Source organism: Pseudomonas sp. F8002 (assembly GCF_013385495.1).
Taxonomy (GTDB): Bacteria; Pseudomonadota; Gammaproteobacteria; order Pseudomonadales; family Pseudomonadaceae; genus Aquipseudomonas.
The window spans coordinates 87,620-112,211 of record NZ_JACAPW010000039.1 but is presented as its reverse complement, the minus strand read 5'-3'; the positions used below and the strand labels follow the sequence as shown (position 1 = coordinate 112,211).

Genomic DNA, 24,592 nt, shown 5'->3' with positions numbered 1-24,592 from the left:
GAGGAGAGCAGCATGCACACCAAAGCCTTAGTTTTATTCTCAGGCGGACAAGACTCAACCACTTGCCTTGCCTGGGCGCTGGAACGTTACGACCACGTCGAGACCATTGGCTTCGACTATGGTCAAAGACATCGAATCGAACTCGAATGTCGGCTGAATATCCTGCAGGAGATACGTAACAGATTTCCGAACTGGGCCAAGCGACTCGGTGAGGACCACGTACTCGATCTCAAATTACTCGGCCAGATCAGCGATACGGCGATGACCGCTGAGAAAACCATAGAGTTTGAAAAGAATGGACTTCCCAATACGTTTGTTCCCGGGAGAAATCTGCTGTTCTTGACGTTCGCAGCCACGATTGCCTACCGACGGGACCTCACAGTGCTGGTCGGGGGAATGTGCGAAACCGACTACTCAGGCTACCCAGACTGCCGGGACAACACCCTCAAAGCCACCCAGGTGGCCTTGAGCCTCGGGATGGACGTTCCAGTGATAATTGAAACGCCCTTGATGTGGCTCAACAAAGCTCAGACCTGGCGCTTGGCTGAAGACCTAGGTAATCGAGATCTTGTCAGCCTGATTCAAGAAGAGTCCCACACCTGCTACCTCGGGACTCGACAGCAGAAACATGAGTGGGGCTACGGGTGCGGAACGTGCCCGGCTTGCGAGTTGCGCAAGTCTGGATACGAGCAATATGCTAAAAAAATATAAAATTAATCGCCACACCAAAATTCAAACTGATTATATCTAAATGCATGTAATACCATTTAGGCGAATCGCGAGATTCGCCTAAATCAAATAAGCCACGATATTAAATCAAACCTCTTCCTGATTTCCTGTTTGATAGAGCGGATTGTCTTTTCGCCAATCGAAATCATCGCCTTGGTTTTTCGCTATTTGTTTTTTCAACTCTCGAATGCTCACACTGATGATATCGCGACCGGCAGAAGTATCCAAACTCTTGAGTGCCCAATCATCCTGCCAGAATTCAACCGGAATCATAGCAATCAATTTGTCTGCGGCATCGCCAGCTCTCCGAGCATCGCCCGACATAATACTACCGGTTGAAAACGCTGGATCCAATTCCTGCACGAGAAAATCTACAACCATCTCTGTGACCCGTTGTACTACTGCTTTTTTTGTCAAATTTGGAAACTGCTCGATATTCGCGAGACTTATTCCATACTGATTAAATATCCGCATCCAGATAGCCGACATAACAGTTATAGCATCAGCAGGATCAGATTTAGTCTCTGGAAATCCGCTATTAATAGACTTAAGTCCATTTTCTATAGCACTTGGCGAAATAATTTCTTTACGATCATCATATCGATTATTAACCCAAGCAACCATTTTGTGAAATGGACTGTCTGAGTTCTCATTCATTACGTCAACATGTGTTGCAAATTTTGGCGCAGTGATGGAAGCCTGAGTGAGTCGCGAACGAAGCCCATCCTCGATCTCATCGAAATTAGTAATAAGCGCCTTTAAATTGTTGGTAGGGACTTTGTGCGATTTGTTATTGATTGTTATAAATTGAAATGCCCTCTCTAACTGTGATAGGGAAGGAAACAAGCAAATAGGAACCCAGATATCTTGCCCAACTTCGGCCATACCCTTGAGACGATGCTGACCATCAATAATAAAAGAAAAACTCTTAACCGCATTTGTAAAGGTAAGCTCTACCATATCACTTTCGGGCTGCCCCAAAAAATAAGACGGTATCGTTTCTGAAAGCTCTTCTTTTGAGTTCACTCTAGTTAGATTTTCATCGAAAGCAATCGTAACACTTGTGGGTATGACATTTCGAGAAGAAGCGTTAAAAAACTTTCTAACTTGCCTCCACCTTGATTCAACCAACTCGCGCTGAACATTCCCTCTATCCAAACGGATATCATCTGCCTGAGTCCACTGAACTACATCAATAGCGTTCGCAACAAAAAGAACAAATTCAATCTCAGTTGTATCACGCTGGCGAACCAAAAAGCCACGATAGCTATGCACTTAGATTTACTCCATCCCGAAAATGATTTTTATTACAATCTAGACATACTAACATCATATTAAAAAAATGATATGGTTGCGTACGCTCTCGCTTTACCAGGAGCAAATCTTCCGTATCGACATCATGAAATTTTCTTGAACAAAAGAAGCATTTGCCTTGCTGTCGCCAGATGAGCGCAAAACGAAACTCAGCACTCATTGAATACCGTACACTTTCAGGTTCAACTGCAGTGGTCATTATTTGTTCCACAGCAATATCAGTAAAATTAACTAAATGTTTTTTTAGCTTATTGCAAACACTGCAACTCGCTGCCAAATTATCACGTCCTCGACCACCCCCTCTAGCCTGACTCCATATATGTTCAATTTCAAATGCCCGTTTTTGGCGTTTTTCTTTTATAAACGCATCATCATCAGAGCCAAAGGGACTATCATTATAATGCAAAGCCTTACCACACAGATAGCATCGATGCCTGTTCTCTATGGCCAATTTTTTTATACTATTTTTTTGTCCTCGTGTGGGATCGGCCTCCTTTTTCTTTATACGCCATGCGATGCGATCAAGATACCAAACTATTCGATCCCTAATATCAGGTTCCACATCTAAAATAGTTTCCACCGAAGCCGAAAGACTTTCATATGATTCTTCCTCATCTAGCTCGGCCGTATCTATTAAATTGGCTGCATGAACAGCACCAAGAATTAGACGAGAAAAGACATAGTTTACGAATCGATCATGCAGAACCTCTTGAAAGCCAGGCTCACGTAGTGATTCAAAAGAGACTGAGAAGGGGACCTGCGCCTTAACAAAAGCCCAAAGTTGCGGCCCCCAGTCTTCGGCACGAGACTCGTGTGCTTCCTTTATAGCGTATGTTTTTTCTAGCTGCACGCGATTGGAGTAAAGTGTATCTTCCGAGATCTGCATGTTAAGTCTTCCGTATTTAACACTGTTAAATATTATATCTAATCTGACACTCAGTAAAACTCCGTTAAATCCGAATCCTTCTCCATTTTTTTTGCAGAAGAGCGGCTTAAAATACCCTCCCCCGGCGACGATTCATAGTAATTCCGGTATCATTGGGACCTCCCAGAGCAACAGCACATGCTGCGGCGACGGCGACCGGCCAGTCCCGCACCAGGGCACCACCTCTGTGGGTTCCATCACATTCCCGTTCCGACCCTGCGATCATTATGAATTACACCGTCAAAGAGATTTTTTATACCTTGCAGGGAGAAGGCCACCAAGCTGGACGCCCTGCCGTGTTCTGCCGTTTCACCGGTTGCAATCTCTGGACGGGGCGGGAACAGGATAGATTGAAATCAATTTGTCGATTCTGTGATACCGATTTTTTAGGAACCGATGGCAACGGTGGAGGGAGATTCACAAGTTCGGAACAGCTTTCGCAATCAATCAATGAGAAATGGCCAAATGTCGATGCCGAGTATAAATATGTCGTTCTTACTGGCGGCGAACCATTGCTTCAAGTTGATGAATCGCTAATTAATGCTCTACACGCATGTGGATTCACTATCGCCGTTGAAACCAATGGAACAATTAAACCTCCTACCGGCATAGATTGGACTTGTGTAAGTCCGAAGTCGACCACTCAATTAAAAATAACTAAAGGCGACGAATTAAAACTCGTATTCCCTCAACATGATTCAATGCCCGGCCAATATGAGCATCTAGACTTTAAACACTTTTACCTCCAACCGATGGATGGTCCACAAGCCCGCCAAAACACCATAGCGACCATTAACTATTGCAAAGCTCATCCAAAGTGGAGATTAGGCTTACAGCAGCACAAAGTATTGATGATCCCATAACCTTTCCTGAGTTTAAATTTCAGTATGTCGATAGAATGCATAAACACTAAAATTGACTAATTCTCAATCGACTCACAAACTCACGAATGATACTTGAAGCACCTTTTCCTAACGGAAAAATAATATCACTTCTTATCGCCGTCACTGGATAAAACGCTTGATGTTTTGAACTTCTAGAGGAGAACACAAAATAATCGGCCGTTTTGGCCAGATGGCACAAGGCTGGAGTAGCGGTATGATCACTGTTGATCTCGACCGTGAGTCCAGTGAAAATTACTTCTAGTACGTCCCGTGCGCGGCGAGCGGCACCTTCTGTGAGAGTATAAATACCCAACAATTTTCCTTGTAAATTAGGGGTTAATTCTATCACTGAATCGCTATCTGATTCAGAATCCTTGTTATTGCTAAAATCTGGGAGTGGTTCACCAACCTCAAGAATTTCCTGCATTAATACAAAGGTCAGTTCGCGTATCGCTGGATCTTTAATTTGTCTCCAGTGCTTTGTCGCGAAATCCTGTAGTGATTGCCAAACTTGACGACGCAATGGCTCTGCCGGGCAAGGTGCGTCCAGCAGCACATCCATCAACTCAAGCATGCCGGTATACGCTTCAGGCCCTTTATTGACCTCCCAGAGCATCAATATAGAGTCGACCAACCGCGTATACTCATCGACTGCGAACGGTTGCTCCAACATCAACTGCGTCAATTGTGCAGCCAGCGACAGCAGTGCTGGATTGACTATAGAATCAAGAGCAAGTAATTCCAATAATTCTAACCAAACAACCCCTTGGCAAACCACATCGCGCTCATCCAACCAATCTAGCAACAACGGTAGCGTGTTACGAAGAATCGTCTGCCCCACAGGAGACCCAGACTTAATGCACTTAAGCAATCTGTCTGAATGAAATGACTCAACTGTCCAATTTTCGCAATACTCTTGTGCATCTCTCTCCAGTACACCAGTAGGTAGATCGGTATCAAACAAGCGCTGAAACCAACTATCCCAACCACCCAACTGTTCTTTAGAATAGCGTTTTTGCAAATCTTGCAAAATCGCAGTCATCATAGGCAATGATTTCAACGGCTCAAACCACGACGCAGGCATAGCCTGTAATTGCTGCCACAATTGCTGCAACTCAACTAATGACGCGCCCAACGAGCGTTGCAGTAACGCTTGCACCGCCCCTGGCCCTTCCTTCTGATCTTTTGACTCACAAACAACCGATTCTACTTCAGCCTCAGATTGATTTACCGCAACCAAATCCGCCCAATGTAGCAATTTTCGAAACCAATCCGAGTCGATAAAGTCAGGTAACTGCTGCTGAATCTGTGCACACCTTAAAGTAACAGCGCCGGCAACCCACAACTGCCAATCTTGTTTAAAGCTTTCGTGACATTCAAACAACGGAACAGTCATAAAAAGTGGGCTTAATGGGCGGCACAAATCGGCCAATTCGTCCCTCGACTCCTCACCGATGGCCTCATTAATTAGTAGTCGATTAAGTCCCAACTGACCAAGTGCTCGAAGCAATACGCGAACTAATCGTAAAGGAATACGGCCACCGAGCAGACTGGGCAACCGCGGATGATTAACGATGTCCTGCCAACGATCCGCTGAAGCTAAGGCCTGCAACTCCAATGACAGCAAATTAGGTGGAGTGAAACCTCCCGAGTTCTTAAGCTCTCCGTAAAAACGCCAAGCATCCTCACCATCATGTAATCGGTAGGCCAGCATAAAATCACGCAGCACTCGACCTATGGGTCGTTTGGCTAACGAGGTAAGCGCAGGACGTTGTTGATACAGCTTCAGCACGTTAGCTAGTACTGTAAAAACCCGATTTTTTTGCTGCTCATTCACCTCGCCAAGTAAATCAATACGCAATAATCCTGCTGGGGCATGCGCTAGCAATGCTCTCTGCCCCTCAGTACTTGGATTGATGATCAACCCATAATCAAAACAAGTATCCGCTGTCCCCAAAAACGCCGCTAACACCTGGCGTAACTCCTCCAGAGCGCGGCCATCCTCCGCAGCTGCGTAGAACCATAATTCCGGCGGGCGACTGTATGGCAACAGTAAAGGCCACCGCCCCGCACAGGCACTTTGCACCAAAGGCTCCAACAAATTCTGATACGGCTGCGGGTATTTCCCAGCAAGCACTTTGCCCGGATCGATCTGGTTATCGACCGCAAAAAAAGGATGCAACCATGTCGGTATAGTGTTCATGAATGTGCCTCGAAGCGGTAATGCTCTTCAAACTCTAGTAATGCTTCAGAAATTATCTGAGAATTACTGGTCAGCATGACATGTTCGTCATTACGGTTTGTTCCACTCCAGGTGTAATTCATTGAGCCCTTCAAAAAACAACTGTTAGTAAGTAGGCCTTTGGTATGAACTTGTTCACTGAACTGGCAAGAAAAATCATGACCGGAAATTAGGCGACCGCTCAATTGCTGAACAAACCGACGACTGTACGTATCGTCACGGGTCACTACCCGTAAACGGCACCCGCAATTAACTGCCTTCGCTAGCACTTCATTAAAACTAACCTCTCTACTGCCCCAACCTGGTTCTAATGTGTCCCACTGCCCTGAACAGTTGTCCAATAGGGGAAAGTCGCTCAGCCAGGGCGATACCAACCAGATAGGCTCAGGGTTAAGCAACAAGCCGGACATCAGTCCACCCAGTACTTCGCGAAATTGTCGACGACCTAGGGGGCCGTGTAGAAAAATTTGCCGCTGTTCATTCATAGCAAAAACTCTTATTGAATGGCCTCGGCCAGTTCGATCCTCAATACCATGCTATCTTGTAACCGCCTCATAGCCCCAATGCGGGGATATAACCATAACCCGGAGTGATCAACAGGATTTAGCTGAATCTCGGCTATTAGTTTTGAGATTGAGGCGATATGGGTACGCGGTATTAAAAGGTCCACTCGTCCTACTCGCTTTAACACGTGATGTAATTCAGCCAAATAATCAACTGTTAGCTGGACATACAACTCTTGCTCAGCAAAGAGGAGGCTACCTAGCAGCCGTTCAGTTGTGGCGACGCCCGTTTGGAAAGGGTTATAGTAGTTCATTTCAGACTGACGGATGGCGTTACCACGCGGCCACAATAACCCCTGATTACGACAAAGTCCCTGGAACACTTCAACAGCAGACGCCTGAGCACCAAGATTTTTGGCGGATAAGGCATGGGCGGCGATATTTAAACCCCACTCCAAGCCACTAAAGCTTTCTAAATTTCGCCACTGCTCCAGCAAGTTGAGAAGGTACTTGTCGGTGCTGGTATTGCTACCTGGCCTGAGGGCCCTTGAATGCAAAACACTTAAAAAACTGTGGCTAAGGGCAAAGCCTTCACGGAGCAGAACACGGTGCAACTCTTCGTTGGCATCACGCCGTTGTTGTAAATTACTGCAGCCACGCACCTCAGCAAGCGAGCCAGCTAAATCCCCCCCTTTCACTACCAGGCCAAGCAACTGGAAGAGATCAAAGTCGATTTGCTCATAGTCACTTGGCTGCAGGCTGCGTGCGAAGACATTAAGTACGCGCAACGGATCCTGAAAATATGCCAGTTCTAAACGAGTGATGATGCCATTACCTCCCGCCTCGGCCTCACTCAACCAGATCTCTAAGTAGCCCTCACTCCACAACGCATCAGCCAACACAACCCGTTCGTCAACATCGGGCAGCAACACACACATGGATTGCTGGGCTGCCGCGGCCAGAGTATTGGCCAACAAGGCGCGCGCCCATTGGCCCAATTCCGGTAATACGTGCACATCAGACCAGAGGGCATTTGCGCACACTTTTAGACTGCAAAGTAAATCATCTCGGTCTAGTAACTCCCGTAGAGCCACCTGTAACTTCTGCTCTTGCACTGAATCAAGTTGCTCATCAGGCTGAAATAGACTCTGTGGAATGCTGCGCAATCGCTCAATACCCGCACTCGAGTGCAACCGAATCAACGCACTGATTAGTGGTTGCGGATCGTTTGGATTCAAATCTAGCAATTCACCCGCGACTGCAGCCAGATAGCACTCTGCGATCCAATTAGCTTTAAATTGGTCACCACCAAAGATATCCAGTTGATCCACAAGATGCCGGAAGTAGATCGGGCGCAATCCTCGTAATACCTGTGGATTTGCTAACATATCAGCTATTACCTGATCATTGATAGCAAAGCGTAATCGCATGCCATCAACCCATTGGCGGGCACCAATGGCAACGGGTTCGCCATTACGCTGCCAATCAAATCGAATTTTAGTAGTTGCTCCCTTGCTAAATCTTAAAGTGGCATCTGCGGCGGTACTAAAACGCAGCACCTCCAGAGGAGTCATTTGCTGATGCAAACAGAACGTTACATCGACCAAATGCTGACCCCAACTGCCAACTGGGGGTTTGTGCAATTCAGTTAGTGCTGGAACGCGAAATTCAGACTGCCATATCAGTCGCGCGTTACTTTTCTCAGATAGGCCTAACTTTGGATCTAAACGCCGGGTATATATGGAGTTAGGGCGCAGTACCGTCAAAGTTTTATCCGCATCACCAGCAACCAAGCCTTCATCTCGTAACTGCTCGCCAAAAGCCTCACCGACTTCAAACCCGCGCTGCTGAATGGTTTCCTGTTCAGGTACAAAATCTACGGGCACTAACCAGTCTGAATCGAGGTTGCTGTCAATCGCATATCGCTTAGAAATTCGCCCTGGGGCAAACTCTCGCAGGGCTTGAAAAATTGGTAGATCCGTCCACTCGATATGCTCCTCCGCCCCCCGCACCAAAGCAACAAACACACTCGGCAAACTAAGTTCGGCAAATAGCGCCTCAGGAATAAACTCCGAGAGCGGTGAACTTCCTCTTACCACATCCGCCCAAGGTTGGCCGTTGGCACTCCAATCTGTCACCAGTTTGCGCTGCAACGTAGGTAACACTTCAAGCATCACCGAACGCGGCGGCGCCCAGAGAATGCGCTTCGCCGTATCGTCATCGACCTGCAGGGCATCTTTCAAATAGGTTTTGAAGTGCTCTTGCTGACTACCTGGTCGTAGCAACTGCTCGACTAAAATGAGCAGTTTCTTGCAACTGCTCTTATTCATTTGCGGTTTGCGTAGAATCGTCCACACGGAACCACTACCTAACTGCGCACTGAGCCAGTCAAGCAGCGCCATAGTTGCTTGCATTTTTTGAATATGGCTGTTGTGCAGTGGCAGACCTTGCCGCTTAATTTCGGGGCTAAGCAACTCTTCATAGCGTTGAAATGCGACTCGATCACGACCGAACTCTGAGAGAACTACAAGCATCCACGGACGCATGGTGCGTGAGCGACCGGCACGGCCCTTGCGCTGCAAATAGGATGCAACATCACGCGGCGCCTTGTGTTGCAGCACAGCCCCCACTGCCGGATCATTGAAGCCCACCTCAAGAGACGCTGTGGCAACAACAATCTCTGCGTCAGCATCCACCCCGACATCCTGGCTTGAGGTGCGCCCGATTACCGCACGATCATCCTCATCCAGCGAATGGCCTATATCGGTAGCCGCTCGCCAATCTTGGCCCAGACGTATACGTTCGAGCGGATTGACTGTGTCTTGCCCGCCATCATCCCGCCCGTCCCTTGGACCACGCAGACTAGCAAGCGAGGGATGATGAGGCTTAAGCCCCCATTTACTAGTGCGCCAACCTTCTGCATCTGCTAATTGATGATAAAGACGATTATTGGCATCCAAATCGTCAGTAAAGACAAAGGTTTTACTACCCCAAGTGCCTAGTGAGCGGCTCTTGCGGACATCCAGAATACGCCTAGTTAGCATGCACGCTTGAATGGTGGTCGACAGCAACGCAGTCTGGGAAACTGGGTCGCCGCGAAGCACCAGTAGGTACTCCGCACCCTCGTCAATCATTTCATCAGGCAGCGCTTCGACCAATTCCACATGCTCTTGGCGTGCGCCGACCAACTCGCCAAAAAAACGCTCAGCATCTGTCAGTGTTGCAGACAGCCCTACAAAGTGCGGACGGCATTGAGCGCGCTTCATCCAGCGCCTAAGTAAGTAAGCAACTTGAGCTCCGCTGCTACCACCGTACGTGTGCACTTCATCGAGTAGCACCAACATCGGACCTGCCTGCTGGCCTACACCAAATAGGTGGTTACAACTGAAGTCACCAAGTCTACGATTGAGCATCTCGGTGGTGGTAAACAGAATATCCGGAGGTAAGTCCGTCTGACAACTACGGGTCAGCGCCACCTCATCATCCGTAACACGGTGACCACAGCGACTACACTTAACCTCTTTAAGATTAGAATTCCACTCCATCTGACCAGTACAACTGTCGGTGGTGCAGCGTAGTAGATCAAACTCAGTTTTTTGTTTCCCCGTTTTATAGTCCTTCCCGGCCATACCCCAGTTGTAAGGTGTATCACCATACAGAGCACCAATGCGAATTTTTCGACCGACCCCTGACTGCATCAGTCCATCGAGTTTTCGGCACTGCCCCCAAGCCTCCATGAACTGGTCTTTGAGCAGTTCATTACGCGGGTAGATTGCAAGAATTCGTACTCGAGGAGAGGGATTAAGTAATAGATCCGCTGCTAGTGAAGCGAGTCCCGGCAAATAAAACGACAGTGTTTTGCCGCTGCCTGTTCCGGCACAGACAATGGTGCCAGAGGCTTGGCTACTACCGCAGCGCTGCTCGCTGTAGGCCTGTAAGATGCGCAATGTTGCTCGCGCCTGAAAACCAGCCAAATGCAGGTTACTGTTTGGGTCAAGCAATAATTCAATTGCCGTTTTCAACTGCTGAGTATTACTAAGTTTCGGTACTTGTAACCACTGAGGCAGTAACTTTCCTATAAACTGATCACGCATAGGGTAACTGCGTGGGCGTCGAATAAAGCGAAAGTCTGATACGAGTGTACGAGACCGATCCAGCGATTGGCCTAAGAACCATTGACGCAAATTACGGTACAGGTACGCCGACTCGCCCATCCGTGTGCGATACACATTTGTCAGTCCTTCAGGGTGCGGCGCCTCTATGAGCATTGCATGCCTGGTTAATTCCATCAGTACATCGTAAGGATCATGATCGGGAAGCACACCTTCCAAGATTGTGATTACCTCATCTGCACTAAAAAATCCGCCAGTATCACCCCAAACCAGCAACTTTGTTTCTTGCTCTTCTAACCTATCTAAACAAGCATGCAAATGCGCCAATGTAATGATCATCAGGTAATTTTCCGGCTAATAATATATTGTCCAAGCTGATCATTTTCTTGTAGCCACTGAAAAGCACTCAAAGTCATCATCGACAACGGTGCCTTACCTTGATTGCCAGGGTGATTAAGCTGCTTAAAGAAACGGGTAACATCTTCTGGCAGGTCGAAAACCATTTGATCACGCATTTGCTGCATACTCGCAGCCAATTTCTCTAACCCTTGTATTACCCAAACATTTTCTGGCAATTGTTTCGTTCCAGCCAAAAACTGTTTACGTAGAGCGACATACTCCGTATAGAATTGATCAACAACTGGAATACCACGCTGGGTATCCAGCATTACTTGTTCGACTCGGCAAGAATTGTCCAATTGCGCAGTCCAGGATCTCCAACATGATTCCACTTTCGCCTCTAATTGAGTGGCCAGATCCCGAAGTGCCACGTGTGCATTATCAAGTGCGTCATCTTGGAGGGCAGCCGATCTTTTCTGCTGCCAAATACTAGTAAACGTTTTCAGACTTACAATTGCTTTACTGCACTGCTGCTGTATTTCAGAACTCAACTGCATCGACTCAGGCGCATCTTCCGGTAGTGCTTTTAGCACATCCGCACTTGCCTCCATAGCCTTTAGGTTCTTGACTATAGCTTGGAAGCGTTCATAAATATGTTCACAGTCCTTAATAGCCTCGCGAGCCTGCCCAGCAGACTGACTTAGTAGTTGCTCACTTCGAAGAGCTTCGATCTGCTGTTCAAGCGGACTCATTGCTAGCCTCCAGCAAGTTATCCACCGTCATGGTGAGTTCATCAAGTAGACGGGTCACACTATTTTGAGATTGCTTCAAAATATCTCCCCCCCAGCGCTTATTTTCCGATTCTAAGCGCGGCTTCACGTATTGGTAAAGGCCATCCCAATCCATCAGCACCTTTATAAGTGTCTCGAGGCGAGGACCATCGATGAGGTTAAACTGTTGCAATCGCTTAACCACATCAGTTTCACCATCCAGTGATAATAGGCGTTTGATCAGCGACCAGTTTTCGCTGTCAGACCTCAATGCAAGCAAAGAACTCTCCATTTTTTTTGCACTTGGAAAGTTTGATTGTGCTGGATAATGTAGCCCACCCACACTAATATCTCGCACTAAATCAGCCATATTCTTCAGCAAATTAAAAAATTCATCTTGCAGAGAACAACCTTCTAGAACAGCAATAACTTTTATCGCTGGCTGCAAAGCATTAGTTACAACGTTGGCCAACCGCACCACTGCCAGATCAGGATTAACTCTTACCGCTTTAAGTCCTTTAGCGGCAATATCGCCATCCATCCCATGCTCATTTACAGAAACCAATTTCAACCAAGCATCACGCTCAGCATCCCAACCTTTAAGCACTAATTCGCGCGCCTGCTTTAACTCTGGAACAATTGCGGCTATTTCACGTTCGCGAATACTCTCAGCGGGCCGGAGCAATTCATTTAAGCGCTGTCGATCATTATTAGCACCTACCATCAATCCAAGTATAATCGCAGATTGAACTTGCTTACCGAGCAAATCTGACAAGCTTTCCCGGGACTGCGCAGCTAATGTCCTCAAAGCATCAGGCACCCAATCCGCAGCAAAGTTTTGATATATTAGATAGTCTTCAAAACCACCGGCATAACCCCAACCAACATCATAAGTAAATTTTGGATTAAAATACTCATAGCGAAGCAGTGCGAGGGCTATGCCTTGTAGAAAAGCTGCCCTCTGCGTATTTTTGAAGTCCTTCTCTAAACAAAAAGACACTTTATTTACGGTACGATTACCGACAGCATAAGGAAGCTCTATATTTACAAAAACGCCGCTCTTCAGCGAAGGCTTTTCACCAAGGCCGAACCAATCTGCGTGCGCATACTGCTCATACATATAAAGAAGACCCGCCCGCAAAGCGCGACTCTCCTCCTGCCCAAGTTCTATTTTACGTTGAAACCATAATGTTACCGCTTCTTCCAACTTCTGCAATTTATCCTGACGAGAATCAGTTGCTGCCTCATTATCTCCTTCAGAAGTTTGAGTTTTGGTTTGCACTGTAATTACGCGTGCGTCCGGCGTGGCGACCACCCCATCCTTGAGCATCGCTGCTAGCCCACCTAAACCAAAGGCACTGGCAACTCCTCTATCCAAATTACTTTGAATATCCTCTATTTTACGACCACCGTACCCCCAGATTGCCGCAACAGTTTTGCTTCGCTCCGGATTTTCAAGTCTCTGCAAAACCCCCTGCAATCCTGACCAAACACTAATCCCCGCAAACCCTGCGGGCGGGAACTCGTGTACCTCGAACGTTTTTCTATAATCACGGAGTGTGCGCAATAAAATTTCATTCAATATTTGACGCGGATTAAATTTAAGCTCTTCGTCGCCCTTACGACAAAAATGGTCTGCAAGAGCTGTAATAGCATTTCGATTAAAAGGGAATAAAGGGGCGCCAGAGGGCGAATAACCAAATGCCCTAATTTCTTCTCCATCATTGGGATCAGACCAAATCTGCGGCCACCCTCCTTCACCTCGAGACAACCATGAGGTTTTCAACGCCGCACTGCCATATCGGGCGGCATTTAAATAGCGACCACAAAAATCGATAATTCGCTCTAAGGTTTGCACGCGGTCCAAGCCATAGTCACGAATGTTCCACTCGTATTGTGCGCGGGTTTTAATCGTATCCTGGCGACGCAAATAACCTTGATAACCGTCAGTCACAGCAATAGCCGAGCGCAGAGTGCATAGCTCCTGCTCACCATCGCGCACTGACTCTTCCAACAAACTATCAATCAGTACATCTTCGATGGCGGAAATAGCCGCCATATCTTCGACTAACACCACCAGAGTACGTCTTTCCACCTTTAACGAGCGACGAATACTCTTAAATAGATCTTGAAAACTGCCGCCATTAAACTGAAACAGATGCCGAAAAACCGTACGGGTTGACTCTCCAAGCACTTCGTTCAACACCCGTGCCGCACCCTCTCTAGCATCTAATTCAGTGGTCAATCGAGTCTTGCTAACACACTGACGCGCGCTGAGCGATAAATCGTCCAAATTAAAGCTAAAATCAAGATCCTTGGCCTTAATTTCGTAATTGTTATCGCCCAACTCATCATCACTTGCACCCTGCGTCAACCGACTCGCAGATTGATAAATGCAATGCTTTGGACTAAGCAAGTTTTTCTTAAAGTTAGGATCAGTGATTAGTTCAGAAAGCCCTTGACCGGGAAGCGTGTATTTTTGAATATCTCGCAAACGTTCTTTCTGAAAATCAGTCAACTGAGCACGAAGTTCGGGACGCTCACGAAGTTCATCCATTGTTAGAGACGCGCCTTGGTACATGCGCTGGAGTTGCTGCGACATAAATGTCAATAATAAATCCGCAACCTCCTCAGTTTTTAACTGTTCACCTACGGAGTGAATCCGCTTACGCGCTTCGTCAAAGTCATCACCTTGAAGCCCGTCTAACAATATTTCAAGTGCCTGACGCAAACTGGAATTTTTCGGTATCCTCACTACGTGCCATTTGGCGTAATCCGCGTGCAATTTTAATTTGGCGTCCATCCAACGAATAAGATGAGACTTACCAACTCCAGACTTTCCGATTATGGGAATCGGCCTTTCTACAGATAGAAAGTGTTCAAGCAAATCTTCTTCACTGCACCACTGGTCTTCGCCAGCACCTACACGCAGCAACTGCATAGGTTCATGGACTGCCAACAGGACATGCTCTGCAAGTTCCTCTGCCTCGGTACGTATGCACTCGTTTATATATTCAGGTCGAGGCCAATAATTAATCAAACTCACGACTTCACCTCCGAAACATAAAAAACTTCGCCTACATAACTAATCTTTTTATTCGGCAACTGTAACTGCATACTGTCTTTGTCATCGGAGGCTTTATCAAAGCGTAAGCGAAAGGCACTTTCCAATCGAACAAGCGCATGGCTTAGAGCCGGACTGACCTGATTATTCTCCCGAGGATACCAACCCAATTCCTGCATTAGTGGTTCGAGCAAAACACGAAAACGCCCGCCATCTAACAGGGGGACTTTTTCGGACAACTTTTCAATAAACACTTTTAGCGACAACTTTACTTCATCAGCAAACAAGCCTTCCAAATAAGGTTCGATCGATCGCGTCGGATCGACAATATAACCAGCACCAAAGGGCTCAAGAAACCCTAAAAACTCCCCAAACTGTAGGAAAGTAGTTAACTCGTTAGTTAAGTTAAGCCCTCGATCCCCTGGCAACCACCTATTGACCGCCTCTTCCGCGTTACCGTTCTTACCGGGTTCTACTGGACTACCACCCATAAATGTATAAGTTTGCTGCGCTAACAGGCAGGTCATCGCACGAAGAAAAGGCTCTACCCGCGTATCATCCAGAATGGATTGATCAGTAGTTTCCTTTGCATTAGCGATTATTAACGCTAAAACTCTATGCGGTAGATTTTTCTCCGTAGATCCTTCAGAGACCGAAATCATTCCACTTTCATCTTGCGCCCACAATCCTTCCTTTATCCAAAAATCTAAATTCCCCTCAAAACGCCATTTTGCACCATCTGATTTCGGTAACCAATCAGGTCTTAAAAGCTCAAAAATCTCAGTACGCGATATAGGCTTCCCCTTCCGCAGGAGCACCCTATCAATTAGGTTCAGTAAACTCAAACTGCTACCGGCATGCGCATTATTTACCATCGACATTACTGAAATCCCCTTACAAAACTTTCCAATTCTCTACTGCCTGGGCGGGTCTCCCACCAATTGCGATTAGGCATAAGCGGATCTGGCACTCCCTCCGAAGCGACTATCACCCGGGGAGGCGCATCGAATTCCGGCACAGGCAAATGAGTATCTCCAGGCATTAGCAGCACCAACTCAAGCCAACTTCCAGCACTATCTTTTGGTTCTAGTGAGCACCAGAACGGTAGGGCTTTTAGTGCCTCGTTTTTGAACATCTCATCTAGTACTGCTTGGCTAGCGCGCACAGCCTGAACCTGTCTAGCACGCAGCAAACTTTGTAACCAATAACGCCACTCATGTAGCATTGCCTTGACCGTAACTCTAGGGTACAACTCGGGCTTATATCGAACACGCAACAACTGCGAAGAAGGCATCCAACTAGGCACTTGAGGTAGTTCAACTCCACGTAATTCGAAAGATGCTCCAAGAGTCGGTTTAAAAGCCGTACGCCCTAGATCACGACAACCTGGACAACCACCACAACTGTATTCAGGTACAACTCCACTAGGCCGATAGAACTCGCTCAATAGCAAACACAATCGTTGCTCCGGATTCTTTAACCATCCGATTAAACGAGCAAAACCCGCGGCTCTTGCTTGTTTTTCCTGATCGCGCCTTTGCTCTACTTGCTGCCACGCTTCAATTGACAGATGGGTGCTAATCAGGATCTGAACGCCGAGTCGATCGTAATACTCCTCAAAATACTCTGTCTGTAGTTGCTCATCTTCAGGCAATAAATCGCCTTCGAATTGCGGCGGTTCGGGTGGTACAAAAAATAGACGAATCAACCCTGCCCGCTGCATCAATTGTAGGGTTTGCAAATTCCATTTTTCGTTGCTCTCGCTATGCCGGTGCACACCACGACGAAGAGCCGAAAGTGAAACCGTTAACAAATCGCCGCTAATTTTTTTGGTTTGCAATAACGTCTTCCAACGCTCCAAGCCAAGACCCGCAGAAATTAATTTCTCCAGCGATAGGCCTTTCGCTAGGTGCAACTGACCAGGGTGATAAATCATCCAAGACCAGCATGCGTTACCATCACGCCCCCCCCGACCTGCCTCCTGATAAAACCGATCCAAACTTTCGGGCACTGATGCATGCAACACCGAACGCACTCCGGATTTGTCCATACCCACACCGAAAGCAGAAGTCGCAACCATGATATCCAGTTCGTCATCACCCCATTGTCGGATCAGGTCGTCACGTTGATTCGCAGGGGTTCCGCCATGGAACAAACCGACTCTTACAAACCCTTGGGCGAGTAGCAAATCCCTCCATAACTCTGCTTCTTTTTGCTTAGTTGTATACAAAATCAACGGTCTAGGTAGACGCATAATCGCTTCCAACACCGCGACTTGATGTTCCTCAGAATCAACAGTTTTCAGCAGGTTAAAATTCAGTTCTGGGCGTAAAAAACTGCCGTGAACTTCAATCGCCTGTTCTCCTTCACGAAGAAACGAATCCTTCAACAATTGCAGGGTCGACTCGCTGAATGTTGCCGACATCAGCACAGTTTTTATGCTTTTTTTCGAATGCTCCTTGAGCGAGCGAAACAGTGGTGCCAACAATTGAAATTCTGGGCGAAACTCAGATCCCCATTGATCGATAATATGTGCTTCATCGACAATCAAAGCCTCTAACCGCCCTTGTTCTGCTAGCCGGAAAAGGGCCGGGCGCAACTTGCCGATCGCTGATTCTGGTGAACAAAACAAAATACGCTGGCTACCCTCTTTCAACCGATCAAGAACTTGCTGAGTCTCAGTTTCAGACTGGCCGCTATACAAAGCATAACTGCCACCATGGCAACATCCAGCACGGTCAAGCACTTCAGCAGCACGGCTTGCTTGTTCCAGCGCCAATCCCACCGTTGGCACAATGACTAGCACCAGCTTATTCTTGCCGGCGAACAGGCTCAACGCATGAATAACCAGGGTCTTTCCACTACCGGTTGGCAGATTAATGATCAACGTGCTGTCCGTAGGGGACGTTAAAACAGTGCGTATGGCGGCTTGCTGCCCAAGCCCTTGATATGAAGTGAATTTCTCATTTTTAAGCCTTTGTCGCAGAGACACATCCATTGGCACGGGCATTAGATGTCGACGAGCGTGATGTCCGTAGACAGCAAGTGCCTCTTCATTCAGAACATCCTCCATGCGCACGTAACTAGTCATGACATTCCGGGCAAGCCCCGTGAGTGAAAGATACTTATCGCCCACTAAACCTTCAGGTAGCAGTAATACAGGATCGTTAATTTTGTTTGCCAGTGCACACCCCAAGGCATCCCGACACACGGCCGCGCGATCAGCCGAGCCTGATCTTGGGTCGCGAAAAACCGTGAGTAACCGAACAAAAAATGACTCAGTCAGGGCCCCAACCTCGCTAACGAGATTGGGTGTCAATAATGCAGTTTTTAGTGCATTCCACTGCGCTTGCATCAGGCCTCCTTTAGCATCTTTTCGTTGCACACAATTACCGCATGCATGGATAGCAAATGCAGTTGGGGAGCAGATAACAAAAGCTGAGTCCGGGGAGAGTCAGTTAGAATCCTCTCTCGACTCTTTGATGCGATCGTCAAAACCATTTGTTTCCACTCGGCTGCTGGTAGAAATGACTCCAACTCAGGCCAAACGTTATTACGCAGATTGATATCTTGAAAGGCGGGATTAGGTTTATTGTAAGGCCACTCCATTGACTTCAACGTGTTCTCAGAAACTACCAAACTGCCATCCTGAGCCAGCCAATGGCTCAGTACTGAAGGCAACATCAACTCATCGCCTCTGAGTTGCTCTAGGCGCCCAGCCCCCAACTTTGTAGCGGTCACCAACCAGGTGAGACGGAAGAATATTTTTGGCTCCCTTAGGTCGCTTTTTTTTAGCACGCGCAGAAAGGCACTGGTTGCTCCGCGCGAATCAACCGTAATCAAGTTATAAATTGAGTCTACAAACGGCTGACCATAGCGAAATGGGTACACCCCGGACTGACCAGCCACCTGGGCTCTCGAAACACTCATTGGTGCAGTTGCTGGGGGATTACCACTTTCGGGATCGATACCGGTTAAACAGTTAGAAACAAAGGTTTGGACGTCCACTAACGTCTTGCTACCCTCACGTGACCCCTCTACCGCGAACCGGAGTCGAAATGGACTCTGCAAATCACCCTCAAAATTGAAGGACAGCCCCTTAGTCATCCATGCGCACATCCGCTTCGCTTGCTCTTCAGCTGAGTCGTCCGCGTCGGCGATTTGTTCGGCGAAGTCCTTAGCCTCGCTAACCTCATCATCTAGTGCCAACAATTCTTCCTGCACCTTCACGCGACGTCGCTCACGCACAAGTAAGCCATCATCGCCACTCAAGCCTGCGGCGCTCCGGAGCAACGCCTCATCACCCGACGAGGCCACTGTGTTCCAGCTGCTCTCAAGATGCTCCTCCAGTACATATTGCAGGCTGGCTACCGTGTTGTTAAACAAGCCTACTGACAGATCCAGCACATCAATCCAGCGGCGGATTAATCCGTCATGCGCAGGAAGTAGTGCCAAACTTTCTACTGGTCGCACCCCCACCAGGTTGGCGCTGTAACGATTAAGTCGACCAAGTCGCTGCTCAATACGGCTGAATGAGCGCGGTAAACTGTAGTGCACAGCAATTCGCTGACCACCGTGCAAGTTAAGGCCGTCCTCACCATGTTGGTCACACACCAACACCCTGATAGAACTCATGGGACGGATGAATCGCAACTCTCGCCCGGGGATATAACGTTCGATTGCCACATCCAGTTCGCAAGCCAGCAAAGTGAATATATGTTGTGCCACCTCATCAACACTACAAAATACCACTGCCTTACCATTTTTATGTTCAGCAAGCCAATTGCGCAGGTTTTCAACTAAGCAAATGTCTTTTTCTATCTGTTCATGAATAGCTTGCTGAGAGATATTATCAAGTAACTCCTGTTCAGCTTGCTTCAGTGAACCAGACAGACGTTGAATGGCCTGATTAGCGCGCCGTCCGACTAGCAAGGGGCTAACCAATAGATCATCTACCCATCGTAAATACACTTCTGCGCTCATCGCTTGGAAATCATCAGGGTCGCGACTTGCTTGACTGCGATATTCCTCCAGCAACAAATCCAAAGACGGCATTTGCTCCGTCAATGGCCAATAACTGCGCTTCAAGCCAGCGAGACCAGGGAACAGCCATGCCAATTGCTGTGACTCGCGACGGTTACGCAACATGCGTTGGTGCAGTCGGTAATGTTCGCCGATATAACGCCTTAAGGTTTGGACTGCCTGCATTCTCAGATCACCACTTTGCTCAGCAAAAAAATCTACTAGCGGAAGGGTCTTATCAACTAAAGAATGCAAAGACTGATCATCAGGGAATTTACTCACCAGATTTTGAAGTATTTGCTCCAAAGCTGCGTTGGAGTTGCTTGGCGTTAGGGCGCTGTACCAACCGCCGACTAATTCTCGCTCAGCGATCTGGGTAGTAAAGCGACGTACACCCTCCTCTGACAATTCATAGGCCTCAGGGCTAAGGCAGTGCAGCATTGCCAAAAAATTTTTCTCATTACCGTTTAGGGGAGTACCAGAAAGAAGCAGTACAACCGAGGCCACCTGACAGCCTGCTGCCAAGGCTTGAAAACGCTCACGCACATCAGACTGTAGATCCCATGCCCAAGGTGCAATTTGGTGAGCCTCATCGACCACCAACAAGGTAGGTAACCACCCCTTAAGGACACTATTTATGTGTTCATGTGAGCAGATTCGAATCAATCGTTGTGGCTCTGATTGACTTGCCAACAATTCACTAAGGTGAAAGCGTCCGGACAACTCATCTCGCCATTGCTCGATTAGTGCCGCAGGCACGGTGATTAGCACTCTTGAGTCGTGTTTTTTCTCTAGCACATGCTCACGAATGATCATGCCCGCCTCAATCGTTTTGCCGAGGCCTACTTCATCTGCCAAGAGGTATTTAGGTATTGGATCTCGCAAAACCCGACGCACTACAGCAATCTGATGCGGCTCCAACTCAACACTACTGCTGGGAATTGATGAAATTGAACGACAGGCGGCGCGCTGCTCGATATAAGCATTTAAAAAATCATGCCGTAAGGAGCAAAAAAAAGGTGCGTCATTTGACCGTGCAGCCAAAAACGCCGCCGGGTCCAGCAGTTCTCCCGGCCCTATATTCAGGCAATTAAGTTGATCAATGTCGACCTCTTGTTGATCTCCATCAGCCCGAAATATCACTAGATGCCTGTTACCAGGGCGAGGACCAGCGTACCTCCCCCTCCTCCAAATACCGCTTGCACGATCCTGACAATACACAATCGACTCTTCGTACAACTGCGCGCCCTCAAGCAAAGCAACATCTACGGCTTTCAGTCGACACTCAGAACTAATGGGCGACTCAAAGAATCCCACCACACCCTCATTGCTCTTGTGATCTATGCTCAGTAATTTTCCGATACCGGAAAAGCCACTGGAACACACGAGATCGCCAACCATCAATCCACTCATTCCATTCCCTAAATGTTCGTCATATAGCGATATTCGGGTGCAACAAAACTACAACCACTATGGGCACGGATAAATAGCAACAAAGAGAGATGATCCAGATCAGGCATGTCGATTATTTTGAACCGCTTCTGGAGGGCGATCCTTGGAGAACCGTGACCTGCCTTGCATGAGCTAAACGGTACATTGCCCACGTCACCAACAGGTGGTAAAGCAAACCAGGTAAGCCAACAGTAATTTTTCGTATTGCTAGTCAACTTATCCATCCCACTACCCATCCTTGTCTTCGTAGCAATCCGCATCGCCACAATCCTGACCCCAACTGCCTTCATTATCGAGATCACGATCTGTGCCGCTTTTGTTCTGGCCCGCATTGGCTATCGTTACCCAGATCGCATTCAGGTGCCATCTCATTGTAGTCCCACTGACCATCGTTGTTCAGGTCACTTTTCTCAGTATGAATGCTGACTTATGCCGGCAGGACTAGCGAAGTCAAAATAAAGCCTCAGAGCCGCAAGGCAATTCCTTTGCGTTGGTTTAAATTCTGTATTGATTGCATCGCGGCCTTCTCGCACCACTCAAAAACTCACTGCCACGCCAGCCAGGTAATCGGTGAGCAAGCCTTGGATCAACACCACTTTGCGCTGCAACTGCTCGACATGCGCACGCTCCGCTCGTAGTGCCGAGTACACCTTCCGATTTTCTTGCGCCAGTTTCTTGTTGACTGCCTGTTGGTGAGTCAGGGCGTCGGCCAGTTGCGCGTGAGTCCCCTGTATAGCACTAAGGTGCAACGCTTGAATCAATAACGCAATCATCAACGTGATGATGACCAAGCTTGAGCCTCCCAAAATTGCCCACACCAACTCCATACATTCCATCTCTTTCCCCCGACACTCGCGACCAATCTTGAACCGCAATCGCAGGGTATGTAACCTTTGACGACAGGTCTATGATGTAGGCATATACAGGTAAAGTTTCTGCACAGATGGAGACGTCATGAAACGCAAGCAGTCGGTTGAGCAAGTACGCTGGGATCTAGCCTTACGCTATCGCCTGATCGAGACCATTGTCTGGTGGGAGGGCCGCCTGACCACAGGGCACCTGATGCAGAGCTTTGGCATCAGTCGGCAGCAGGCATCGAAGGATATTAACGGCTACATCAATGAACATGCGCCTAAAAACCTTACATATAGCAAATCGCTGAAGGGCTATGTGCCGAGCAAAACTTTCAAGCCACTGTTCATCGATGACAGTGCCAGCGCCTATCTACATCTGCTCAACCAGAATCACGAACGCGCGCCGCACATCGACGGCCTAGCTCTGGCCTATGCCCATACTGAAGTACTGCATGTACCGGACCGCTCGATCCGCCCAGAGGTGCTGCGACCGCTACTTAAGGCCTGCCGTGAAGGCCTCCGACTGGAAACCGAGTACGTATCATTTACCACGCCGATTTCAGAAATCCGACTGATTGCTCCGCACACGCTCATCTACACCGGCATGCGCTGGCATGCACGCGCTTACTGCGAGAAGAATGGAGCATACCGCGACTTCGTTCTTAGTCGCTTGCGGGGTGAACCGGAAGTATTGGACACCTCGGCATTTAGCCGCGAGGCAGATACAGCTTGGAACACCCTGGTTGATGTAATCATCGAACCTGACCAACGCCTGACACCCGAACAAAAGAACATCATTGAGATCGACTACGGCATGCAAAACGGCCAACTCATCCTCCCTAGCCGCGGAGCTCTGGTGCAGTACGTATTGCAGCGTTTTCAAATTGACGCGAACAAAGTGGAATCCAAGGCCAGCGCACAGCAAATCGTGGTAACAAATCTCGACGCGCTACAGTCCTGGCTGTATCACTGAGGACAGGAGACGACGACATATACGGGTGAGCGGTGGGTGCGGCGGCGTAAGCTGCTTCGATTCTCCTGGCGACCATAGGCTGAAACAACTGCCAACTGCATACGTTTGTGGCTGCCAAGCAGCGCTATTTGCCCCCCCAGAGTTCCCCCGAGCAGTACATATACGATGATGGCGAGTACCAGATACGTTGTTCTGAAGACTGGCGATTACCTGCGGCACAGAACCGACCTATTCGCATCCGGATTGGGGGGGGGGCGCAGAGATATGTTCAGTCGAGCTTACACAACGAAGATCGATGAGTTTCAGGGTGGTAGTTGCCTAATAGATCCTGTCAGAGAGTGACGAAAATCGAGCGTTTGCAGACGCTGACTGACCGAAAACGGCTAGTTTACAGAAAGGTGCGAGGGGAATTCTTAACACCAAAGACCCTGCAAAACTCGCTAGTCAGAAGCATTCTTGCCAGCACCAAATATCTCGCGCGCTTACAACGAGGCAGCATCACGACAAATGGTCGAAAATTCTGTGGGGGTAAATGTGGGGGTATTTTATCGGGCATGAAAAAGCCCAACCTGCAAAGATTGGGCTAACTCATTGAAAAATATGGTCGGGACGGAGTGATTCGAACACTCGACCCCTAGCACCCCATGCTAGTGCGCTACCGGACTGCGCTACGCCCCGACTAGGCGTGTTACTGGGTTCGCTTCGCAACGAAGCGATCAGGAATATACCGCAAGCTTTTGAAATGTGGAAGTATTTTAAAAGCCGGAATTACTTCTTCAAAACCACCAGCACATCTTCGAGTTCGGAGATCATCTGGCGGATCATTTGCTTGTATTGGGTGGTGTCGTCTTTGGCTTCATCACCGGACATACGCTGGCGCGCGCCGCTGATGGTGAACCCCTGGTCGTACAGCAACGCACGGATCTGTCGGATCATCAGCACATCCTGGCGCTGATAATACCGACGGTTCCCGGTGCGTTTGACGGGGTTGAGTTGAGGAAACTCCTGCTCCCAATAGCGCAGCACGTGCGGCTTTACCGCACAGAGCTCGCTGACTTCACCAATGGTGAAGTAGCGTTTGCCTGGGATGACGGGCAGTTCGTCGTTATGACTTGGTTCCAGCATAAGCCTCAACTCGGGCCTTCAACTTCTGCCCTGGACGAAAGGTGACCACACGGCGAGCCGTGATCGGGATTTCTTCTCCCGTTTTTGGATTGCGGCCAGGCCGCTGGCGTTTGTCCCGCAGGTCAAAATTGCCGAAACCGGACAATTTGACCTGTTCGTTGTCTTCAAGTGCGTGCCTGATTTCTTCAAAGAACAGCTCGACCAATTCCTTGGCCTCGCGCTTGTTCAGGCCCAGCTCTTCATACAGACGTTCCGCCATCTCAGCTTTCGTCAAAGCCCCCATA

Annotated in this window: 16 protein-coding genes and 1 tRNA gene; 3 read left to right on the top strand and 14 right to left on the bottom strand. The window is 48.2% G+C overall.

The window, feature by feature from the left end; translation table 11 throughout:
• Positions 1–12: 12 nt before the first annotated feature.
• The gene (gene queC, locus HX811_RS26465; protein ID WP_177048100.1) at positions 13–711 is read left to right on the top strand and encodes a 7-cyano-7-deazaguanine synthase QueC; all 699 of its coding nucleotides are present in this window, start codon (positions 13–15) and stop codon (positions 709–711) included.
• A 105-nt stretch (positions 712–816) separates the two neighbouring features.
• On the opposite strand, the gene HX811_RS26460 is transcribed toward queC, so the two are convergent.
• Together HX811_RS26460 and HX811_RS26455 are read right to left on the bottom strand one after the other, a co-directional pair.
• Positions 817–2,004, bottom strand: a complete 1,188-nt coding sequence (locus HX811_RS26460; RefSeq protein ID WP_177048097.1) for a DGQHR domain-containing protein — start codon at positions 2,002–2,004, stop codon at positions 817–819.
• Positions 1,997–2,929 (bottom strand): HNH endonuclease, encoded by a 933-nt coding sequence (locus HX811_RS26455; protein WP_177048095.1) that lies wholly within the window; start codon positions 2,927–2,929, stop codon positions 1,997–1,999. The genes HX811_RS26460 and HX811_RS26455 overlap by 8 nt, the downstream gene beginning before the upstream one ends.
• Before the next feature lie 266 nt (positions 2,930–3,195).
• Between HX811_RS26455 and queE the strand changes: the two genes are divergently transcribed.
• Positions 3,196–3,831 carry a 7-carboxy-7-deazaguanine synthase gene (gene queE / locus HX811_RS26450; protein WP_177048093.1) on the top strand — a complete coding sequence of 212 codons (636 nt, stop codon included), beginning with the start codon at positions 3,196–3,198 and terminating at the stop codon, positions 3,829–3,831.
• A gap of 46 nt (positions 3,832–3,877) precedes the next feature.
• Here queE and dpdD read toward each other — a convergent pair whose 3' ends face one another.
• The 9 genes from dpdD to HX811_RS26405 form a co-directional block, all read right to left on the bottom strand.
• The gene (gene dpdD, locus HX811_RS31875; protein ID WP_218172379.1) at positions 3,878–6,055 is read right to left on the bottom strand and encodes a protein DpdD; all 2,178 of its coding nucleotides are present in this window, start codon (positions 6,053–6,055) and stop codon (positions 3,878–3,880) included.
• Positions 6,052–6,579: a phospholipase D-like domain-containing protein DpdK gene (gene dpdK / locus HX811_RS26440; RefSeq protein WP_177048091.1), complete on the bottom strand. Its 528-nt coding sequence runs from the start codon at positions 6,577–6,579 to the stop codon at positions 6,052–6,054. The genes dpdD and dpdK overlap by 4 nt, the downstream gene beginning before the upstream one ends.
• An 11-nt stretch (positions 6,580–6,590) precedes the next feature.
• A complete protein-coding gene (gene dpdJ / locus HX811_RS26435) occupies positions 6,591–11,048 on the bottom strand; it encodes a protein DpdJ (protein WP_177048089.1) in 4,458 nt (1,485 codons plus the stop codon).
• Positions 11,048–11,800, bottom strand: coding sequence for a hypothetical protein (locus HX811_RS26430; protein WP_177048087.1), 753 nt, complete (start codon positions 11,798–11,800; stop codon positions 11,048–11,050). The genes dpdJ and HX811_RS26430 overlap by 1 nt, the downstream gene beginning before the upstream one ends.
• A complete protein-coding gene (dpdH, locus tag HX811_RS26425) occupies positions 11,787–14,864 on the bottom strand; it encodes a protein DpdH (protein WP_177048085.1) in 3,078 nt (1,025 codons plus the stop codon). The genes HX811_RS26430 and dpdH overlap by 14 nt, the downstream gene beginning before the upstream one ends.
• Positions 14,861–15,763 (bottom strand): protein DpdG, encoded by a 903-nt coding sequence (gene dpdG / locus HX811_RS26420; RefSeq protein WP_177048084.1) that lies wholly within the window; start codon positions 15,761–15,763, stop codon positions 14,861–14,863. The genes dpdH and dpdG overlap by 4 nt, the downstream gene beginning before the upstream one ends.
• Complete coding sequence (gene dpdF, locus HX811_RS26415; RefSeq protein ID WP_177048083.1) at positions 15,763–18,237, bottom strand: protein DpdF; 2,475 nt, start codon at positions 18,235–18,237, stop codon at positions 15,763–15,765. The genes dpdG and dpdF overlap by 1 nt, the downstream gene beginning before the upstream one ends.
• On the bottom strand, positions 18,237–21,317 hold the full coding sequence (gene dpdE, locus HX811_RS26410) for a protein DpdE (RefSeq protein WP_177048082.1): 3,081 nt from the start codon (positions 21,315–21,317) through the stop codon (positions 18,237–18,239). Before dpdE ends, dpdF begins: the two co-directional genes overlap by 1 nt.
• A 575-nt stretch (positions 21,318–21,892) precedes the next feature.
• Entirely contained in the window at positions 21,893–22,183 is a 291-nt protein-coding gene (locus tag HX811_RS26405) for a hypothetical protein (RefSeq protein WP_177048081.1), read from the bottom strand.
• 127 nt (positions 22,184–22,310) lie between these two features.
• Between HX811_RS26405 and HX811_RS26400 the strand changes: the two genes are divergently transcribed.
• Positions 22,311–23,183: a WYL domain-containing protein gene (locus tag HX811_RS26400; RefSeq protein WP_177048080.1), complete on the top strand. Its 873-nt coding sequence runs from the start codon at positions 22,311–22,313 to the stop codon at positions 23,181–23,183.
• A gap of 601 nt (positions 23,184–23,784) precedes the next feature.
• On the opposite strand, the gene HX811_RS26395 is transcribed toward HX811_RS26400, so the two are convergent.
• From HX811_RS26395 to ihfA, 3 genes are all read right to left on the bottom strand, one after another.
• Positions 23,785–23,861, bottom strand: a tRNA-Pro gene (locus tag HX811_RS26395).
• A gap of 90 nt (positions 23,862–23,951) precedes the next feature.
• Entirely contained in the window at positions 23,952–24,308 is a 357-nt protein-coding gene (locus HX811_RS26390) for a MerR family transcriptional regulator (protein ID WP_003219935.1), read from the bottom strand.
• Positions 24,289–24,591: an integration host factor subunit alpha gene (gene ihfA, locus HX811_RS26385; protein ID WP_002553164.1), complete on the bottom strand. Its 303-nt coding sequence runs from the start codon at positions 24,589–24,591 to the stop codon at positions 24,289–24,291. Before ihfA ends, HX811_RS26390 begins: the two co-directional genes overlap by 20 nt.
• Position 24,592 lies beyond the last annotated feature (1 nt).